This window comes from Paraburkholderia tuberum STM678 (assembly GCF_902833905.1).
In the GTDB taxonomy this organism is placed as follows: Bacteria; Pseudomonadota; Gammaproteobacteria; order Burkholderiales; family Burkholderiaceae; genus Paraburkholderia; species Paraburkholderia tuberum.
The window spans coordinates 16,057-36,348 of the sequence record NZ_CADFGP010000065.1; the positions used below are offsets into that span (position 1 = coordinate 16,057).

15 protein-coding genes are annotated in these 20,292 nt (G+C 63.5%); 12 read left to right on the forward strand and 3 right to left on the reverse strand.

What is annotated here, in order from left to right:
- Positions 1 to 3 precede the first annotated feature (3 nt).
- The 8 genes from HWY30_RS34605 to HWY30_RS34640 all read left to right on the forward strand — a co-directional run bounded on the left by HWY30_RS34605 (position 4) and on the right by HWY30_RS34640 (position 9,400).
- On the forward strand, positions 4 to 1,506 hold the full coding sequence (locus HWY30_RS34605) for a glucose-6-phosphate isomerase (RefSeq protein ID WP_090804826.1): 1,503 nt from the start codon (positions 4 to 6) through the stop codon (positions 1,504 to 1,506).
- On the forward strand, positions 1,503 to 2,732 hold the full coding sequence (locus HWY30_RS34610; RefSeq protein ID WP_090804828.1) for a glycosyltransferase family 4 protein: 1,230 nt from the start codon (positions 1,503 to 1,505) through the stop codon (positions 2,730 to 2,732). The genes HWY30_RS34605 and HWY30_RS34610 overlap by 4 nt, the downstream gene beginning before the upstream one ends.
- A gap of 70 nt (positions 2,733 to 2,802) precedes the next feature.
- Positions 2,803 to 3,969 (forward strand): glycosyltransferase family 4 protein, encoded by a 1,167-nt coding sequence (locus HWY30_RS34615; protein WP_090804830.1) that lies wholly within the window; start codon positions 2,803 to 2,805, stop codon positions 3,967 to 3,969.
- Positions 3,970 to 4,299: 330 nt separating this feature from the next.
- Complete coding sequence (locus HWY30_RS34620; protein WP_090804832.1) at positions 4,300 to 6,678, forward strand: ATP-binding protein; 2,379 nt, start codon at positions 4,300 to 4,302, stop codon at positions 6,676 to 6,678.
- 37 nt (positions 6,679 to 6,715) lie between these two features.
- Complete coding sequence (locus HWY30_RS34625; protein ID WP_090804834.1) at positions 6,716 to 7,447, forward strand: methyl-accepting chemotaxis protein; 732 nt, start codon at positions 6,716 to 6,718, stop codon at positions 7,445 to 7,447.
- Positions 7,444 to 7,983: a hypothetical protein gene (locus tag HWY30_RS34630; protein ID WP_090804836.1), complete on the forward strand. Its 540-nt coding sequence runs from the start codon at positions 7,444 to 7,446 to the stop codon at positions 7,981 to 7,983. Before HWY30_RS34625 ends, HWY30_RS34630 begins: the two co-directional genes overlap by 4 nt.
- A 33-nt stretch (positions 7,984 to 8,016) precedes the next feature.
- Complete coding sequence (locus tag HWY30_RS34635) at positions 8,017 to 9,003, forward strand: chemotaxis protein CheX (protein ID WP_090804837.1); 987 nt, start codon at positions 8,017 to 8,019, stop codon at positions 9,001 to 9,003.
- A 31-nt stretch (positions 9,004 to 9,034) separates the two neighbouring features.
- Complete coding sequence (locus HWY30_RS34640; protein WP_018418019.1) at positions 9,035 to 9,400, forward strand: response regulator; 366 nt, start codon at positions 9,035 to 9,037, stop codon at positions 9,398 to 9,400.
- Positions 9,401 to 9,445: 45 nt separating this feature from the next.
- Here the strand turns inward: HWY30_RS34640 and gmd are convergent, their stop codons facing one another.
- The 3 genes from gmd to HWY30_RS34655 are packed head-to-tail and all read right to left on the reverse strand — an operon-like array spanning position 9,446 to position 12,374.
- Positions 9,446 to 10,489, reverse strand: a complete 1,044-nt coding sequence (gene gmd, locus HWY30_RS34645; RefSeq protein ID WP_090804840.1) for a GDP-mannose 4,6-dehydratase — start codon at positions 10,487 to 10,489, stop codon at positions 9,446 to 9,448.
- Between the two features lie 56 nt (positions 10,490 to 10,545).
- Entirely contained in the window at positions 10,546 to 11,295 is a 750-nt protein-coding gene (locus HWY30_RS34650; protein ID WP_090804842.1) for an SGNH/GDSL hydrolase family protein, read from the reverse strand.
- The gene (locus HWY30_RS34655; RefSeq protein WP_090804844.1) at positions 11,292 to 12,374 is read right to left on the reverse strand and encodes an acyltransferase family protein; all 1,083 of its coding nucleotides are present in this window, start codon (positions 12,372 to 12,374) and stop codon (positions 11,292 to 11,294) included. The genes HWY30_RS34650 and HWY30_RS34655 overlap by 4 nt, the downstream gene beginning before the upstream one ends.
- Positions 12,375 to 12,933: 559 nt before the next feature.
- Between HWY30_RS34655 and HWY30_RS34660 the strand changes: the two genes are divergently transcribed.
- From HWY30_RS34660 to HWY30_RS34675, 4 genes are all read left to right on the forward strand, one after another.
- Entirely contained in the window at positions 12,934 to 15,135 is a 2,202-nt protein-coding gene (locus tag HWY30_RS34660; protein WP_090804846.1) for an NHL repeat-containing protein, read from the forward strand.
- Positions 15,136 to 15,197: 62 nt separating this feature from the next.
- Positions 15,198 to 16,664: a flippase gene (locus HWY30_RS34665; RefSeq protein ID WP_090804848.1), complete on the forward strand. Its 1,467-nt coding sequence runs from the start codon at positions 15,198 to 15,200 to the stop codon at positions 16,662 to 16,664.
- Positions 16,661 to 19,114, forward strand: a complete 2,454-nt coding sequence (locus HWY30_RS34670; RefSeq protein ID WP_090804850.1) for a glycosyltransferase family 4 protein — start codon at positions 16,661 to 16,663, stop codon at positions 19,112 to 19,114. Before HWY30_RS34665 ends, HWY30_RS34670 begins: the two co-directional genes overlap by 4 nt.
- A gap of 644 nt (positions 19,115 to 19,758) precedes the next feature.
- Positions 19,759 to 20,169, forward strand: a complete 411-nt coding sequence (locus tag HWY30_RS34675; protein ID WP_090804852.1) for a hypothetical protein — start codon at positions 19,759 to 19,761, stop codon at positions 20,167 to 20,169.
- The last annotated feature ends 123 nt before the right edge of the window (positions 20,170 to 20,292 follow it).

Here is a 20,292-nt window from a genome sequence, read left to right on the forward strand (position 1 = left end):
GCGATGTCGACGATTCCGCGCGCGAACCCGTTGCCGCCGCCAGGCGCGGCCAACGCCGGCCCTGCAAAACACGCCGCGAGCGGGCTGCTGTCAGGCGGCCCGCGAGAATGGCTGCCGCCGCTCCTGCTGTGGCTGATCGCCGCGGTGCTGATCGTCGCGCATCAGGGCACGGTGCTCACGCTGGCGTTCCCCGTGCTGGCGATCCTCACGGGTCTGTGGCTCTACTTCAAGAGCCCGGCGCGCTACATCGGCTTCATGTGGTGGCTGTGGTTCCTGAGCCCCGAAGTACGGCGTCTCGCCGACTGGTCGAAGGGCGCGTTCACGCCGACGAGCCTGATCCAGGTCGCGCCGCTCGCCGTCACGATGATCAGCGGGCTGTCGCTGCTGCGCTACTACCGGCTGCTCGCGCAGCGCCGAGGCTTGCCGGTGCTGCTGATCCTGCTCGGCCTGATCTACGCGTTCCTGATCGGCGTGATGTCGAGCGGCCCGCTCGCGGCCACCTACGACCTCGCAAATTGGCTCTACCCGATCCTGATCGGCTTTCACATCATGGCGCACACGCGCCAGTATCCGCAGTATCGCGACACGATCATCAACACGTTCATCTGGGGGATGCTGGTGATGGGCGGCTACGGCCTGATCCAGTTTTTCATCATGCCGCCGTGGGACGCGCTGTGGATGCTCGGCTCGCAGATGAACTCGCAGGGCGACCCGGTGCCGCTGGGCGTACGCGTGTTCAGCACGATGAACTCGTCGGGCCCGTTCGCGTTCGCGATGATGGGCGCAATGGTGTTCGTGATGGCCGCGCAGCATCGCGTGCGCTGGATCGCCGCCGCGCTCGGCTTCTTCTCGTTCGCGCTGAGCCTCGTGCGCTCGACGTGGGGAGGCTGGGTCATCGCGCTCCTGATCCAGCTCGTGAAGTCGAACAACAAGGTGCGCGTGCGCATCGTCGCGAGCGCGGTACTGCTCGCCGGCTTGTGCGTGCCGCTGCTGGCGGTCGGCCCGGTGGCCGAGCGGATGCAGGCGCGGCTAAACACGATCGTCAATCTGCACGACGACCAGAGCTACGCGGCGCGAAACGAGTTCTACGCGACCTTCGCGAAGACCGCGTTTACCGACGTCTCGGGCGAGGGCATGGGCGCGACCGGCACCTCGACGAAACTGTCCAACGACGGCGGCCAGCTCGGCCAGTACGGCAACTTCGACAGCGGCGTGATGAACATTCCGTTCGTGCTCGGCTGGCCCGGCACCTTGCTGTACATGTCCGGCATCGTGTGGCTGCTGACGCGCGCGGTGCTCGGCTCGTTCAGGCTGCGCGACGACAAGTTCGTCTCCGCGTGCCTGAGCCTGTGTCTTGCGACCTTCGCGATGCTCGTGTTCACGAACTCGCTGGTCGGCACCGGCGGCCTGCTGCTTTTCATGGGCGCTTTTTCGATTCTTTCCGCGGTTCACCACGAAAAAATGAACCGCGCACGCACGCTATTTCTCCACGGAGGCACGGATTGAGAGTCGCCATTGTCACGCACGTAGTGCGCCATAACGACGGCCAGGGGCGCGTCAACCACGAGATCGCGCGCGCGGCGCTCGACGAGAACATCCGCGTGACGCTGGTCGCGTCGCACGTGGCGCCGGAGCTGCTCGCGCATCCTAACGTGCGCTGGGCGCCGGTGAAGATCGGCCGCTGGTGGCCCACCAATCTGCTGCGCCAGCAGGTGTTCGCGGCGAAGAGCGCACTGTGGCTGCGCGCGCATCGCCGCGACTACGACGTGCTGCACGTGAACGGCTTCATCACCTGGATGCGCGCCGACGTCAATACCTCGCATTTCGTGCATAGCGGCTGGTTCGCGAGCAAGTACTACCCGTTCGGTCTCACGAAGGGCGTGTGGTCCGCGTACCAGTCGGTCTATACGCGCTGCAACGCGTTGCTCGAGCGCTGGGCGTACCGGCGCTCGAAGGTGATCACCGCGGTGTCGCAGAAGGTCGCCGACGAAATCCGCGCGATCGGTCTCACGCCGCGCAACCGCGTGGACGTCATCTACAACGGCGTCGACACGCAGGGCTTCGCGGCGGCGAGCGGCGATCGCGCAAAGTTCCGGCTACCAGACGATGTGTTCCTGCTGCTGTTCGTCGGCGACCTGCGCACGCCGCGCAAGAATCTCGGCACCGTGCTCGCCGCGTTGAAGCATCTGCCCGAGCATGTGCAGATCGCGGTGGCCGGCTTTCTGCCGGGCAGCCCGTATCCGGACGAGGCGAAGGCGCTCGGCATCGCGCATCGCGTGCATTTTCTCGGGCTCGTGAAGGAAATGCCGGTGCTGATGCATTCGGTCGACGCGTTCGTGTTCCCGTCGCGCTACGAAGCGATGAGTCTGTCGCTGCTCGAAGCGATGGCGGCGGGGCTGCCCGTCGTGACCGCGCGCACGGCCGGCGGCGCCGAGATCATCACGCCCGAGTGCGGCATCGTGCTGGACGATCCCGACGACCCGCAAGCGCTCGCTCGCGCGGTCGCGCAACTCGCCGGCGACGACAGCGCGCGCCACGCGATGGGCAAAGCCGCGAGCGAACTCGCGACCGGCTTCGGCTGGGCGCGCATGGCCGCGCAATACATCGCGCTGTACCGGCAGTTGGCGGGGCAGCAGGAAAACCGCCGTCGCAGCCAGACGGAAGCGACGGTCGTCGCGCAGAACGATGCGCTGACGCTGAACCATCTCGCCGGACAGAAGAGCGTGGAATGACCGCGCGAAGCGCGCCATCCACGTCTACACATAGCAACTCACCGCAAGCAACACACAGGGGCACACCATCATGACGACTGGCTCAATCAAATCACTGCAGATCGGGATGCACTGGTTTCCCGAACGCGCGGGCGGCCTCGACCGCATGTACTACTCGCTGGTCGGCGCGCTGCCGGGCGCGGGCGTCGCGGTGCGCGGCGTCGTCGCCGGCTCGCCGAAAGTCGCGGCCGATACCGGTGGCGCGATCAACGGCTTCGGCCCCGCCGCGCAATCGCTGCCGCTGCGGCTGATGGCGGCACGCCGCGCGCTACGCCACGAAATCCGCACGTCGCGGCCCGACGTGATTTCGTCGCACTTCGCGCTCTATACGTTTCCGGGGCTCGACGTGACGCGCGGCATTCCGCAGGTGTCGCATTTTCAGGGACCGTGGGCCGACGAGAGCCACGTCGAAGGCGCCGATTCGTTCGGCCAGCGCGCGAAGCGTTATCTGGAGCAGTCGGTATACGCGCGTTCGTCGCGGCTGATCGTCCTGTCCGACGCGTTCGGCAAGATTCTCACGACGCGCTACGGCATCTCGCCGGAGCGCGTGCGCGTGGTGCCGGGCTGCGTCGATGTCGAGCAGTTCAATCTGCCGATCACGCAGGCCGAGGCGCGTCTGCGTCTGCAATTGCCGCAGGACCGACCGATCGTGCTGGCGGTGCGACGGCTGGTGCGGCGCATGGGTCTCGAAGATCTGATCGATGCGGTGAAGCTGCTCAAACGCAGCGCGCCCGACGTGCTGCTGCTGATCGCGGGCAAGGGTCGGCTCGAAGGTGAGCTAGAGGCGCGCATCGCCGACGCGGGGCTCGAACACAACGTGAAGCTGCTCGGCTTCGTGCCCGATCAGCATCTGGCGGCGCTGTATCGCGCGGCCAATCTCAGCGTCGTGCCGACCGTCGCGCTGGAAGGCTTCGGGCTCATCACGGTCGAATCGCTTGCGTCGGGCACGCCGGTGCTGGTGACGCCGGTCGGCGGATTGCCCGAGGCGGTGGCGGGATTGTCGCCCGATCTGGTGTTGCCGGAGACCGGCGCAGCTGCGATCGCCGCGGGTCTCGCCGGCGCGCTGAACGGTACGCTGAAGTTGCCCGATGCGGATGCATGCCGCCGCTATGCGCGCGAACGCTTCGATAACGCGGTGATCGCGAAGCGGGTCGCGGCGGTGTATGCCGAAGCGATTGCGGGGAGCGTGCTGCATTGAAGCGCAGCGGCGGCGGTTCAATCGAATGAAAAAAGGGGCGAGGCTCGGATCGCTGCGTTCGGGCCTCGCGTTCATGTCGCCGCAAGACCGGCAAAAAAAATAGGCTGCAAATAACGGCACTTTTCTGTTGAACTTGAGCCCGGATCAGCCCTTGGCCGCGATTTTCCGACCTTATTTTTCAAATCCCTGAAACGTGGCGCCCGGCGTCGACTTCGTCACGTTTACGTCACACATCCGCGACGATAATCCCCGCGCCCGAAAGTACAAAAACACACGGGCGTCCCGCCAGAAAGCGGGGACCTTGTATTTTCAGATCTCGGGGATTTTCAGATGACCATCCGCCACCGCATCACGCTTCTCGTCATTCTGATGCTTGTCGCGCTATCCGCCATTGGCGGATACGCCGTGCTTCAGACCCGCAACAGCGCGGCCAACGTCAGGCAGGTCACCCAGGGCGTCGTGCCGAGCGCGCTCGCGTCGGCAGACCTCGTATCGCAGGTCAAGGACGTGCAGCTCGCGATGATGACGCTCGTCTATGCGCCTGACGCGAACATGGTCTCGCAGGCTCAAGACCTGCTGAAGAGCAAGGAAGCGTCGTTGCAGGCGGCGCTCGACGTGCAGGCGAAGGCCGCGCAAGGTCAGGCCCAAACCGGGCTCGTGAGCCAGGCGCGCGACAGCCTCGCGAATTATTTCAACGCGGTCAACGACACCGCGAAGATGAAGGCCGACGGCAAGAACGAACTGGCGCAAGCCTATCTGTTCGCGAACGTCGCGCAATACCGCGATGAACTCGAAGGCATCGTCGAGACGCTGCGGATCGAAAAGAACCGCCAGAAAGATGCCGCGATCGACGAACTGAACAGCGCGCTCGCCACCACGACGACGGCGATCGGCGCCGCGACCGGCGCGGCCATCGTCGTGCTGTTGCTGATCAGCGCGCTGCTGTATCGCCAGATCACCCGCCCGCTGAGCCGCATGCAGGTGGAGATGAGCGAGATCGCGGCGAGCCAGGACTTCACGCGCCGCGTGCCGGTCGGACGCATGGACGAGATCGGTCATTCGATCGTCGCGTTCAACGGCATGATCGAGAAGATCCAGCAAAGCTCGCTGCAACTGAAGCAGAAGACCGCCGATATCCAGGCGATGCTGCAAAACATGCAGCAGGGGATTCTGACGGTGGTCGAAGGCGTGGTCGTGCATCCGGAGTACTCCGCCTATCTCGAGGCCATCTTCGAGACGCGCGAGATTGCGGGCCGTCCGTTGCTCGATCTCGTGTTCGGCGGCACCGAGATCAACAGCGATGCGCTCTCGCAGATCGAAGCGGCGCTGCAGGCATGCATCGGTGAAGACAGCATGAACTTCGAGTTCAATCAGCACCTGCTCGTCAACGAGATCGCCAAGCCGATGGCCGATGGCCGCGTGAAGACGCTCGATCTGAGCTGGTCGGCGATCACCGACGAACACGACGTCGTGCTGCGTTTGATGCTGTGCGTGCGCGACGTGACCGAACTGCGCGCGCTCGCCGCCGAGGCCGGCGAACAGAAGCGCCGGCTGGAAATGATCGGCGAGATTCTCGCGGTGAGTCAGGAGAAGTTCCATCACTTCGTCGAAAGCGCGACGGGCTTCATCAGCGAGAACGAACGGATCATCCGTCAGCATCACGAGCCGAGTCACGAAGCCGTCGCCGAGCTGTTCCGCAACATGCACACCGTCAAGGGCAATGCGCGCACGTACAGCCTTCAGCATCTGACCGGCATCGTCCACGAAACCGAACAGCGCTACGACGCATTGCGCCGCGCTGACAGCAGCGAAGCGTGGGACCAGCAGCTTCTGATCGAGGATCTGCAGCGCGTGAAGGCCGCGCTCGAAACCTACGCGACGATCAACGAAGTGAGCCTCGGCCGCAAGGGGCCGGGCCAGAGCGGCGCGGTGGATCGCTACCTGATGGTCGATCGCGAGTCGATCCAGAAGCAGCTGGATCTGCTCGAAAGCGCCGATCCGGCCGACCGGGACGCGCTCGTGGCGATGCGCGAATCGTTGCAGCGCGAACTGCGTCTGTTGGGCACCGAATCGATCTACGAAGCGCTCGCGGGCGTGCTCGACTCGCTGCCGTCTCTGGCGGCCGAACTCGGCAAGGAGGCGCCGGCCGTCAGCATCGACAACAACGGCTACCGCGTGCGCAGCGAGGTCAGCCATACGCTGCGCAATGTGTTCACGCACCTGCTGCGCAACTCGGTCGACCACGGCATCGAGCCTGCCGCCGAGCGTGTCGCGAACGGCAAGGACCCGGCCGGCGTCATCGAACTGGAAGTGGGCATCGACCATCACGCGCTGCAGATCACCGTCAGCGACGACGGCCGCGGTCTCGCGCTCGCGAAAATCCGTGGGGCCGCGATCGAACGCGGCTGGATCGACGCCGATGCCGCGCTCAGCGACGAAGCGATTGCCGAGATGATTTTCCGTTCCGGCTTCTCGACCGCGCAGACCGTCAGCGAGATTTCGGGCCGCGGCGTCGGCATGGATGCCGTGCGCGATTTCGTGCGGCGCGAGCATGGCCGCATCGAATTGCGTTTCACCGACGATCGTCGCGGCGCGGACTATCGCCGCTTTCAGACCGTCGTGTCGTTCCCCGAGGACTGGGCGGTGGACAGTCTCGACGCGTCCGCCGATGCAGCGCGCGAGCGTGACGCGGATGCGGTAGCAGGCTGACGGCCTGATGAATTGATCGAAGCGATGGGAGCAGGTTGTGCTTGAAAGTTATCTTTTGGCCGCAGGCGTTGGCGGTATTCTCTGCGCACTCGCGACGGGAATTTTTTATCGTCGGAAGCTTCACGCGGGTGCGCAGGCGCAGCGTGTCGACGCGCTCGCGCGGCAGGCCCTCGAGCAGCAACTCGACGCGGCGGTCCGGCTCGGCGAGCAGGCCGACAGCGAGCGCGCCGCACTGGAGTCGATGCTCGCCGATCTGCGCGCGCAAGCCGGGCAGTGCGCGCACGATCGCGAAGCGTTGCAGGCGTCGCTCGACGCCGCGAGTTCGCGAAGCGACGAATGGCTGCAGCATGCGACGCGGATCGCGCACGAGGCGGGCCGTCTGAAGACGCTGACCATCACGTTCGAGCGTTGGCACGAGCAGATGATTTCGCTGATGTCGCAGAACCGCGACATGCACAAGAAGAACCAGGAGCTGTCGGCGATCGTGCAGCACGTGCTGATCGTTTCGCTGAATGCGTCGATCGAAGCGGCGCGCGCCGGCACCGCGGGTCGCGGCTTTTCGATCGTCGCGGGCGAAGTGCGCTCGCTGGCGTCGCGCTCGCAGGAGTTGTCGAAGAGCTATCGCGAGAGCCTGCATCGCAACGACTTGACGACGGCGGCGACGTTCCAGGACATCCAGGCCGGCGGCAAGATGATCACGGCGTCGCTCGGCGGCGTCGAAGTGCTGGCGACCCAGTTCCAATCCCGGCTCGAGCAGGCCGCAGCGTGATTACCGATCAGGCGAAGCAAAGCATCGCGGACATCTTCTGTCACGCGGCGCGCGCGAGATTGCCCGCGACGCCGGGCGATTCGTGCGAGATCACGGCGGTGCCGAGGTGGGATCGCGATCATCCGGCCGGACCTTGCGCGATGGCGTTGACGATCTCGTCGATCGGCTTTCGTCTGCTGTTCGTGCTGCATTTCGGCAAGGACGACGCGACGCACGCCTACTACGCCAGCGGCGACACGACGCGTTCGCTGTCGGAAACGCTGATGGAACTCGGCAACCTGTGCTGCGGCTACATGAACCAGCAACTGGTCAATCATTTTCCCGATCTTGGCATGTCGACGCCGTATGAATTGAACAGCGCCTGTGTCGAGTATCTGGACGAGTTGCGGCCCGATCACGTGTGGGCGTACGAGCTGACGATCGGCGGTGCGGCCCGGCTGGGTGTCACGTTATGTCTATGCGCGCAGGCGCCCCTCGATTTCAAGGCTGAACTCGCCACGGCCGACGAGGCCGAAGGCGAACTCGAACTTTTCTAGCCCCTCAACACTGCATTCGCAAACTGAAACACGATGAATACCAGCAAGCCCGTCAGCAAGGTGCTCGTGCTCGACGACTGTCCGGCACACGCGCAAGCGCTGAAGCTCTTTTTCGACGAACACAACCTGATCGCACTGAAGGTGCGCGACAGCAACCGCCTCGGCTCGGTACTGGCCACCAATATCGATCTCGGCGGCGTTCTGCTGGCGGATAACTACGGCGGATCGGTCGAGCAGGCGGCGACGAGCGCCGCGCGCATCAATGCCTTGCGCCCCGAACTGCCGGTGATCCTGCGTTCGAGCGGCCACGCGCCGCTCGAACGGCTTCCGAAGCCGTTGACGAACGCGGCATGCGCGCATTTCAATGCCGCCGATCTGACGGCGCTGCGTGAAGCCGTCGATCGATACATCTTCAGCCTCGACTTCCCGAACGCGCTCGTGCGCGGTATCGCGGAGATCACGCAAGCGCGGCTCGCCACTTTGTTCGACGGCGTCACGGTGCAACGCGACACGCCCAGTATCGTGCGCGATCGAATCATCTTCGGCGAGGTCTTCAGCCTGATTCCGCTCGAAGGCAACTGGTGTCGCGGCTATATGTTGATGCAGGCCGAAGAGGAGCCGCTGCTCGGCATGATCGATCGCGATCGCGCGGCACGCGAGCCCGGCATGGGCGCGGGGCAACCGGGCTTTCGCGATCTGAACGACGTGCTCGGCGAATTGACCAATCTGATCTGGGGGGCATTCAAGGACCGCTTCCTCGGTCAGCAGAACGCTCGCGATGCAAGTCAGGTGCAGGTGCAGGTGCCACTGCTGGTCAATCACAAGCATCGCTACATCTCGTTCGGCTCGGACAATCCGCAGTTGCGGTTTCAATATCGATTGAGCGACGCCGCGAGCGGACAGTCGGTATCGATCGACCAGCGCTTCGTTTTCAACCTGAGCTGGTCACCCGAAGATTTTTCTGAAAACGCGGTGGATGTCGACGATCTCGTCGAGTCCGGCGAACTCGATCTGTTTTGATACGACGCGTCGGTGACGCAAGGGAATGGTTATGGCAAAGATTCTGGTGGTGGACGATTCGAGCACGGTACGCGATGAAGTCGCGGGTTTTCTGGCGAAAAACGGTCTCGACGTCGCGACGGCCATCGACGGCAAGGATGGCCTTGCGAAGCTGAAAACGGATTCGAATATCCGCCTGATCGTCAGCGACGTGAACATGCCGAACATGGACGGCCTGACGATGGTCGAAAAAATCCGCGGCGAACTCGCGAACAAGACCGTCAACGTGATCATGCTGACGACCGAAAGCAGCCCCGCGATGAAGGAGCGCGGCAAGGCCGCCGGCGTGAAGGGCTGGATCGTCAAGCCGTTCAAGGGCGATGCGGTGCTGGAGACGTTCCGGAAACTGGCGGGTTGACGGGGCAGTGTGCGGCGGCGAGCGCCGCCGCACACGGATGCCGGGTTAGAACGTCTCGTGGTGCTCGTTGCGCGCGATGTCCGCCTGCACCATCATCTGGCAAAGCTGCTCGAGCGAGGTTTGCGGTTGCCAGCCGAGCGTGTCGCGCGCCTTGTCCGCGCAGCCGATCAGCAGGTCCACTTCGGCCGGCCGATAGAACTTCGGATTGACGCGCACGAGCGTCTTGCCGGTCGCGACGTCGATGCCGGTCTCGCGCTCGTCCTTGCCCGACCATTCCAGCTGATAACCGGCCGCCGTGAACGCCATGCGCACGAAATCGCGAACCGTTTCGGTGCGGCCGGTCGCGAGCACGAAGGTGTCGGGCGCGTCGGCCTGCAGCATGCGCCACATGCCCTCGACGTATTCGAGTGCGAAGCCCCAGTCGCGCTGCGCGCTCAGGTTGCCGAGTTCGAGCACGTCCTGCTTGCCGAGCTTGATCTTCGCGACCGTGTCCGAGATCTTGCGCGTGACGAATTCGCGGCCACGTAGCGGCGATTCGTGATTGAACAGAATGCCGCTGCTCGCGAACAGGTCGTACGACTCGCGATAGTTGATCGTCGACCAGTGCGCGAACAGCTTCGCGACGCCATACGGGCTGCGCGGATAGAACGGCGTGCTTTCGCGTTGCGGCACCGCCTGCACGAGGCCGAACATCTCGGAGGTCGACGCCTGGTAGAAGCGTGTCTTCGGGCTCAGGATACGCAGGCCTTCGAGCAGATTCAGCGCGCCGACGCCGGTCACTTCGGCGGTGGTCACCGGCTGGTCGAACGACACGCCGACGAAGCTCTGCGCGGCGAGGTTGTACAGCTCGTCGGCCTGCGTGCCGTCGAGCAGGCGCAGCGTCGAGCCGAGGTCGGTGAGGTCGTGTTCGACGAGACGCAGATTCGGATGATCGAGCACGCCAAGCTCACGCATGCGCCAGAAGTTGACCGAACTCGTGCGCCGGTAGGTGCCGGTCACGTGATAGCCCTTGTCGAGCAGCAGCCGGGTCAGATAGGCGCCGTCCTGTCCGGATACGCCGGTGATGATCGCTTTGCGTGGTTGGCTCATAGCTTGCCTTCTGGTTTGTGAGAGAAAAGAGAACGGAACGCGCGTAAGGGCCTGGCTCAGTGCGCGTTGTCCAGCAGCCGCCGCACCAACGGTTCGACGACCCGATAATCCTGTTCGGCCTTCAGCCGGTACAACTCCGGCTTTGGATGCGCGCCGTCCGACATCAGCGACTTCCAGTCGGGCAGGCTGCTCACATACGCGTATTGATCGACGAGCGGCACCTGCTGTTCGGCGGCCACGCGTCGCGTCATCGCTATCATCGCGGCGAGCCGGGCGTTGAGCCGGTTATCGGGCATCGGGTTCGAGGTCTGCAAAACAGGCTCCTTGCCGAGCGCTCGCGCGGTTTGCACGAGCGACGTCTCGGCCGCGTAAAACTGCTCGGGCGTCTGGTTGTGCATCACTTCGTTGATGCCGTAGTTGATCAACACGATCCGCGCGGGCGAGGCGGCGAGACGTTCGCGCCACGGCAGTCCCGCCGTCGGCCCCGCGCGACGATTGCCGGTGCCGTCGCGCAACTGCCAGGCCATCGTGCCGCCGACGCCGTAGTTCGTGACGCGCACGCGCTCGCCGTCATGCGCCTGCAACGCTTGCTGCAGAAACGTGACGGCGTTGCGGGCTTGCGGGCCGCAGTGGCCATCGCTGCAGGTGATGCCGAGCGTGGTCGAGTCGCCGTAAGCGTCGATCAGCAGTTGCGTCGGCGATGACGCTGCCGGCCCGGCCACGGCCGCGCGCGTTGTCGGGGCGATCAGCATCAGCGCCGACACGACACCCAGCACGTGGGCAGCAACAACGGCCAGGCGGTTCATGCGCGGCCTTGCGGTGCTTGCCGCGCAACGTGGGCGCTGGCGCCGGTCGTCGCTCTCGACCCGCGCGCGCCGAAAATCAGGCGCTTCTCGAATGCGAACCACGTGATGCTCGCGTACACGAGTGTGATAGCGAGCGCGATCGCGGCGCTCAGATAGCGATTCAGATGCAGCGGCCACACCATGTACAGCACGCTCAGGTGGATCAGATAGATCGTGTAGCTGACGGTGCCGATATAAACGAGCACGCGATTGCACAACAGCCGCTTCACGATGCCCTTGCTCTGCAGCGCGATCACGACGATCGACGTGCACAGCACCAGCGACACGCTATACAGCCCCGCATTCGACAACGGCGTATTCGCTGCGCGAAAACGCGGGTAGTGCAGATGCAGCCATGCCAGCACCGCGAGCGCGGCCAGAGCGCCGAGCACCGCGAGTCCCTTGAACGGTTCGAGCGCATTGCGATCGCGCCGCACGGCAACCGCGAGCAGCGCGCCGGCCGCGAGCAGATCCATGCGGAACGGCGTCAGGTAGTAGATCGGCCAGAACGAATCGAACCACGGCGTCGCGAGCGCGCGCAGCAGCGGCACCAGAACGATCAGCGCGGCCGCCACCAGCCCAAGCAGACGCTCGGGCACGAGCAGGATCACGAACGGCCAGAAGATATAAAACTGCTCCTCGACCGCGAGCGACCACAGCACGTTGAGGCTGTCATGACCGCTTTGATTGAGCGCATCGCCGATATTAGTCGCGAAGAACGCGTACCAGTACCAGTGCCGCGCCCACGCGAGGCCGAACAGCAGCGACGACACGGCCATCAGCAGCAGGTACGGCGGCAGGATGCGGCGCGCGCGCCGCGCATAGAAATAGCTGAAATACGACTGCTGGCGCGACTTGCGATCGAGCAGGATGCCGCTGATCAGAAAGCCGCTCAAAACGAAGAACAGATCGACGCCCATCCATAGCGGCGCTTTCAACGCGTGCTGCGCGAACACCGCGAGCACGGCGATCGCGCGCAGACCGTCGAGCTGCACGATGCGGGAATGGGAGGGCGCGAGGGGCAATGCGCTGGCTGTCATGAACCGTCCATGGTGTAAAGCGGATGAGCCGGGCGAAGCGCCGCGCGGTTCGCCACGGATTGCCAGCGAACAGGCGCGCGCTTCGCGTCGCAACTGAAGTGCAATCGATTCTAGGGAAAAGAAACTCGAGAAAAAACCCGTTGGAATGGGCTAATTGAATCAGATTGAAACAGGGTATTTCTTTGGCCATTCTCGAAAGATTTATATGTTTATGTGGTGAGCATCGGGCAATCCGTAATAAATGCGCATTGCGTGATATCACATCGGTAGGAACGGGGGATCGTCGCGATAGAGGCGACCTGGCGGCGAGGCTTGCGCTTTTATTGATTTTTAAAATCTTTTCTTTTGCGACGTATAAGCAAACGAATATTTTTGAATTATTTTCTATTTTCGTCACTGCATTTTTTTCGCGTAACTTAGCCGTGCGGACGGCTGCCTTCAGGCGCCGCGCTTCAATCGGTTGCGCTTCGTTTCGCTTTGCCACATCACTGAATTTCGCCCCGAGCGGGCGCAGGTCCGCGTGCATCGCGTTGACCGGACATCGACTGGAGGTTCCGCCTTGCGCCGTATCACGTTCAAAAACTGGTTCGCCCTGACAGCCTGCGCTGCCGGCGTCGTCGCCGCATCGGCCGGTCTGCCGGCGCGCGCCGAAACCGCTTTGAACGCGAAGACCTCATGGATCGGCAACAGCTTCGGCTTTGGCGATGGCACATGGACGCAGATCGATATCACCGCGATCGCGGTCACGCCCGACGGCAAGGTCTATACGAACGCGCCGTGGGACGAAAGCGGCGCCGAAGCGAGCGTCTATCAGGACGGCAAGATGCTCGGCTTCGCGGGCGGCACGCATGGCTGGGGCAACGCCGGCGGCAATGCGATCGCGGTCAACCGCAAATATGCATTCGTTGCGATCGCGGTCGGCAATGAGAAAGGGCATCTGGTCGAGCCGGGCGTGTGGCCGGACAAAGGCAAGCAATGGTTTGGTATCTCGCGGCGCCTGATCGACGAGCCGAAGCGCGTGGCACCGTTTCAGCCCGCCGCTAAAAACGCGGACCCGCACGCGCAGCTCGCGGCCGGCTTTCTGATGATGAACGAAGTCCCGACCGGCACGAACGCCGAGATCGGCGGGCTCGCCGCGAACGACACGACGCTGTTCGCGGCCAATACCGCGCGCAATCGCATCGAAGTCTACGATGCCGAATCGATGCAGCAGAAAGCAACGTGGAACGTGCACGAGCCCGGACGAATCGCGCTCGCGCCCGACGGCACGCTATGGGTGCTCAGCGGCACGCGCGGCGATCGCGCGCCGGGTATCGAGCATTACACGGCGACCGGTCAGCGCATCGACGAGACCATCACGCTGCCGGCCGATACGGTCGCGGTCGGCCTCGCCGTCGATGCGCAAGGCCGCCTCCTGATCGCCGATAACGGTCCGCGCCAGCAGGTGCTGTTCTTCACGAAGCGCGACGGCCGCTACACGGAGTCGGGCACGCTCGGCGAGCGCGGCGGCATTTTCAGCGGCGTCGCGGGCAAGCCCGGACCGTTGCGATTCAACGGGTTGACCGGCGTGGGTGTCGATGCGCGCGGCAACGTGTACGTGTCGACCAATGGCATCGGTCCGCGTTACGAGCCGATCGGCGCGGGCCTCGGCGCGACGCTCGAAAGTTATGCGCCGAACGGCAAGCGCAACTGGCAGGTCGAGGGGCTGCTGTTCGTCGACGGCGCGTGGATCGATCCGGCCCGGCCCGACAGCGTCTATACCGGCAACAAGCGCTTCGAACTCGATTTGTCGAAGCCGTCTGGACAGGACTGGAAATACGCGGGGTTCCTGTCGAATCGGTTCAAGTACCCGGACGATCCGGTGTTCCATACCGACAAGTATCCGGGTCTGCCGATCGCGCGGCGGTTGAAGGGGCACACGTTCCTCTATCTGACCGACATGTATGCGGATCATCTGAAGATCTATCGCTTCGATCCGCAGCATGACGGCGAGACCGCGATTCCCTCGGGATTTATCGCAGGTCGCGAGCGCGCGGTCGCGAAGGTGCCGAATGCACCGCCGGGCGGTGACTGGATCTGGCGCGACACGAATGGCGACGGGCGCTTCGATCGCGACGAATACGCGCTGAACACGAGCGGCACGAAGCTCGCCGGCGGCTGGGGCTGGTGGGTCGACATGGCCGGCGACATCTGGCGTACCCGGGATACGAAGGGCATCTATCGCTTCCGTTTCGGCGGACTCGATGCGAAGGGCAACCCGGTCTACTCGTACTCGAACCTGACGCAGTACCCGGTGCCGGCACCGTTCAGCGAACTGCATCGCGCGATCTATGAATCGGACACCGACACGATGTACGTGAGCGGCTATACGGCCGATATGCCGACCGCGCAGGGCTTCTGGAAGGAAGTGGGCCGCGTGCTGGTGCGCTATGACAAGTGGTCGAGCGGCAAGCCGGTGCAGCGCTACGCGATCACGCTGCCTTGGCAGACGCAGAGCAAGCCCATCGCGACGATCATCGGCGTCACGGTCGAGGGACAGTACGTGTTCGGCGTCGAGCCGGTCGGCGCGGTGCACGTGTGGGACAAGGACAGCGGCAAGGAACTCGGCGTGATCCGACCGGGCCCCGAAGTGGGCCGCGCGTCGGGTTGGGTCGACGTGCCGAACGGTATCAGCGCGACGAAGCGCGGCGATGGCGAGTACCTGGTGTTCGTCGAGGAAGACGCGCGCGGCAAGGTGCTGATGTATCGCTGGAAGCCTTGAGGTGCGTTGGCCTCGCTGACGCAGCCCCGCACCCAATCTAACCGCAAAACCGAAGGGATTCGATGGACAAAGGCATTCTCAGGAACGTGGCGATCAACTTTTTCGGGCTCGTGCTGCCGACGTTCGTATCGCTCGTGACCGTTCCGTCGTATATCCGGCTGCTCGGCGTGGAGCGCTACGGTGTGATCAGTCTCGTGTGGACGCTGATCGGCTACTTCGGGATTCTCGATCTCGGCATGAGCATGGCCGCGCAGAACCATATTTCGAAGGCGCGCGCGTCGGGCGATCAGCAGGAAAGCGCGCGCGTGTTCTGGAGCGCAACCTGGCTCAATCTGACGACCGGCGTTGTCGGCGGTCTGATCATCTACTTCGGCGCGTTCCTGTACACCGCGTATTTCACGAAGGTATCGCCCGAGCTGCAGCACGAAGTCTATATGGCGCTGCCGTGGCTCGCGGTCGCGATTCCGATCGCGAACGTGTCGTGGGTGTTCGCGGGCGCGATCAACGGCGCGGAACGCTTCGGCGTCTACAACACGAACCAGACCATCGGCACGTTCCTGTTCCAGCTGCTGCCGCTCGGTGCCGCGTGGTGGCTCGGCGCGACTTTGCAGAACGTACTCGCCGCGGCAGTCGTCGCGCGGATTCTCGCGGCGTTGCTGCTCGGCCGCTACGCGCTGAAAGTGCTTGAAATACGCAGCATTCAGCCGCCGCGGCTCGGCGTCGCAAAGGGGCTGTTCAACTTCGGTGGCTGGATGCTGATCGCGAGCGTGACGACGATGGTCGCCGATTCGCTCGATCGCGTCATGCTCGGTTCACGGCTCGGCGCGCGTTTCGTCACGTACTACACGGTGCCGCAGAACCTCGTCACGCGTCTGAACATCGTGCCGACCGCGCTGGTACGCACGCTGTTTCCGCGGCTTTCCGCAGTCGGCCGCGCCGACGCCGACACGATCACGCAGCAATCGCTCGAATTTCTGAACGGCGTGTTCACGCCGGTCGCGCTCGTCGCGATGCTGGTGCTCGAACCGTTCCTGCATCTGTGGGTCGGCAACGAGATCGCGACGGTCGCGGCGCCCGTGGGCCGCATCATGATCGTCGCCGTGTGGCTCGTCGGCCAGGCGAACGTGACGCGCATCCTGATTCAGTCGCAGGTCAATCCAGCCACCGCCGCGCGCATCGGCCTCGTCGAGTTGCCGCTTTTCGCCGGTGCGTTGTGGCTCGGTATCACGCATTTCGGGCTGACGGGCGCGGCGGTCGCGGTCGCTGCCCGCGCGCTGTTCGACTACGCGGTGCTGCTGCGTTTCGCCGCGATCCGCGCGCGCCAGATCGTGCTCGACATGCTCGCCCATCTCGCTTTCCTGCTCGCCAGTCTGTGGCTCGCCAGCTTCCTGCCGAGCCTCGCGCTCGCGATCGCCGCCGGTGTGCTGATGGTCGGCGCGAACGTCGCGTGGTCGATCACGATGACGCCCGCCTTGCGCAATCTTGCGCGTTCACTGCTATTGCGACTGAATCCGAGGAAAAGCGCATGAATCAAGACGTCCTTGAAAAAAACCTGTTGAGGCCCGCGACGCGCAGCGCGCTCGACGAACTGACGAGCGTGCCCGGCATCCAGCCGGCACCGCGCCGTACCGCGCCGCGCGCGAGCAAAAGCGTGCGCATCGCGATCGTGCACGACTGGCTCGTCACCTACGCGGGCGCGGAGAAAGTGCTCGAGCAGATCATCGCGTGCTTTCCCGATGCGGACCTGTTCAGCCTCGTGGACTTTCTCGACGATCGCAGCTTCCTGCGCGGCAAGCCGGTGACGACGTCGTTCATCCAGAAGTTGCCGCTCGCGCGCAGCAAGTACCGCTCGTATCTGCCGCTGATGCCGCTCGCGATCGAGCAGCTCGACGTGTCGGCGTACGACGTCGTGATCTCGAGCAGTCACGCGGTCGCCAAGGGCATACTGACCGGTCCCGATCAGGTGCATATCAGCTATGTGCATTCGCCGATCCGCTATGCGTGGGATTTGCAGCATCAGTATCTGCAGCAGTCGAAGCTGACCAACGGCCCGAAGTCGGCGCTGGCGCGGCTGATTCTGCATTACATGCGCAACTGGGATATCCGCACGTCCAACTCGGTCGACGGCTTCGTCGCGAACTCGGCGTTCATCGCGCGACGCATCAAGAAGGTGTATCAGCGCGAGGCGCAGGTGATCTTCCCGCCGGTCGATGTCGAGGCGTTCACGCTGTGCACGGAGAAGCAAGACTTTTATCTGACCGCCTCGCGCATGGTGCCGTACAAGAAAATCGATCTGATCGTCGAGGCGTTCGCGCGGATGCCCGAGCGCAAGCTCGTCGTGATCGGCGACGGACCCGACATGGCGCAGATCCGCGCGAAGGCGGGGCCGAACGTCGAGATCATGGGCTATCAACCGTTCGAGGTGCTGAAGGACCGCATGAGCCGCGCGAAGGCATTCGTGTTCGCGGCCGAAGAGGACTTCGGCATTTCGGTGGTCGAGGCGCAGGCTTGCGGCACGCCGGTGATCGCGTACGGCAAGGGAGGGGCGCTCGAAACGGTGCGCGATCTGTCCGAACCGAAGCCGACCGGCATGTTCTTCGATGATCAGGATACCGACTCGATCATCGCTGCCGTGAATCGTTTCGACGAGCTTCGGCACCGGTTCCTGCCGGAGAATTGCCGCGGCAACGCCGAGCAGTTTTCGGCCGCGCATTTCCGCGAGCGCTTTTTCTCGCAGGTGCGCGCGGCGGTGCCCGCGTTGCGCACGGCGACGCTGCCGGCCTATACGCCGTATCGGCCGGCCGTGCAGGGCGCCGCGAACGTGCCGCGCATTCTTGCCGTCGATCAGAGCGGCGTGCTCGGCGGCGCCGAACTGTCGCTGCTCGAAATCGTCAAGGCGCTGCGCTCGCGCATCGAGGTCGTGCTGTTCGACGACGGGCCGTTCAACACCGCACTCGCGAAAACCGGCGTCGAGGTCACTGTACTCGATGCCGGCGCGCTCAAAAATGTGCGCAAGCAGGGCGGTTCGATGCCAAAAGGTCAGGCGTTGAAGGGACTCATCTCGCTCGTGCGTGCCACCGCGAAACGCGCGCGCAAGGTGGATGTGATCTACGCGAACACGCAGCGTGCGATGGTGATCGGCGCCGTGGCCGGCAAGCTCGTGAGACGGCCGGTGGTCTGGCATTTGCGCGACATCGTCAGCGCCGAGCATTTCGGCGGCAAGCAGCTTGCGATCATCAAGTGGTGCGCGCGGCTCGGCCTCACGCACGTGATCGCCAATTCGGCTGCGTCGGCGCAGGCGTTTGCGAAGCTCACGCGGTTCGACAGCAAGCGCATCGACGTCGTGTTCAACGGGATCGCCGCGGAACCGTTCGACGCATTGCGCACGGTGCCGCAAGCGGTGCTGCGCGAGCGCCTGAATCTGCCGCGCGACGCGTTTCTCGTCGGCTCGTTCAGCCGGCTTGCGCGTTGGAAGGGACAACATGTGCTGCTCGAAGCGATGGTGCTCAATCCGCAGATGCATGCAGCGCTGGTCGGCGCGGCGCTGTTCGGCGAGGACCAGTACGAGAGCGAACTGCGCGCCTTCGTCGCCGCGCACAAGCTTGGCGAGCGCGTGCATTTTCTCGGCTTCCAGCACGATATTCCGGCCTGCATGTGCGCGGTCGATGCAGTTGTGCATACGTCGATCACCCCGGAGCCGTTCGGTCGCGTGATCGTCGAGGGGATGCTCGCGCAGCGGCCGGTCGTGGCGTCGCGCGCAGGCGGCGTGCTCGAAATCATCGACGACTACGAGAACGGCGTGCTGTGTACGCCGGGCGACGCGCATGCGCTCGCCGATACGCTCGCCGAATTGCGCTCGAACGGCGACTTGCGCGACAAACTGGTCAGGAACGGCTATCGGACCGCGCAGGAGCGCTTCGGCACGCGCAGCTATGTGGATGGGGTTGCGCAGATTCTGACCGGCGTGGCAGCGCGGTGACGAGGTGATTTTTACGCGAGGGTAGACGAGGGCTTGGCCAGTCCTTGCTTGGCGTAGCGGAGCGAAAGTCTCGAACGACTTTCGCTCCGTTTTTTTTTCGTGCTGTGCGGGTGGTGGGTCAGCGGCCGTTAGTTGTCTGCATCAGACCTGATCAGATGATCATGCCTGTTTTTTGTTATTCGGGTCATGCAGTCCCATGTTCGTGCCTGGAAGTGGTGAGAAATCGAATATGTGATCCGGTAAAGCCGCCAAGTCTCCCGGCTCGCCACAGGCGTTCCGGTACCTTCACGTTTCTGGGGCTCGATTGGCCGTTTTCTGAACTGTCAGGAAGCACCGGACGAATTGATCATCTAAACGGATTGCGGTCAATAAATTTAATTCGAAATAGGACGGTTTTGACAAACATTGACAATAGTTCTTGCTGGAGCCTATGGCCACCGAAGGCGAGAGCCAACAAAAATGCGGTATTGAACCGCTTTCTTTGTCGAGTCACGATACGGGAAAGATGCGCATGAAAATGAGATTTCCGGAGTCATTGTAAATATATGTCAAAGCGGCTTTATCTCAAATTAAAGTCCTTGACCGTGACTCGTTTAGATGATTAATTCGCCGGGTGTTTTTTCTGGAATATCAGCAGAGGTCAAATGGAACAGCAGAAACAGGATGAAACCGGCGTCAAGGAAGAGTGCCAGCTCTGCCGTATCACCTATTCAATCTACTCAAACTTCCCGCCAATGCCGTCCGCAATGGCGCTGAACGCCGAAACCGGCGAATGGTTTCCGTTCGATACGCTGAAGTCGTATTCAAACGGTTACGACATGGCCGAAGCCCTGGGTTACTCATGGGCGTGCGATTGTCGCGAGCGTGCCGCCAAACGGTTCAATGAGCAGTTCGAGCTAAGAGACTCCACTGGCAAGCGACAAGCGCGGGTGCGTTACCGGATACGCGTCGGTTCGAGGGTCCTCGCGAAAGGTATCACGGATGCCCAGGGGCGCACCCAGCGTGTTTCAACAGGTAACGCAAAGCAGGTTTTTATCGATGTTGCCGGGTCATAGCCATAGCGTTATACATAAGTCCTTAGCCGAGCCCGTCGCGGAGCGCGCGTAGCGTGTCAGCGGCAGCGAGTACCTGATCGAGCCCTCGCCAGATGGTCTTGGCACCCGGTTCACCGTCGCTCT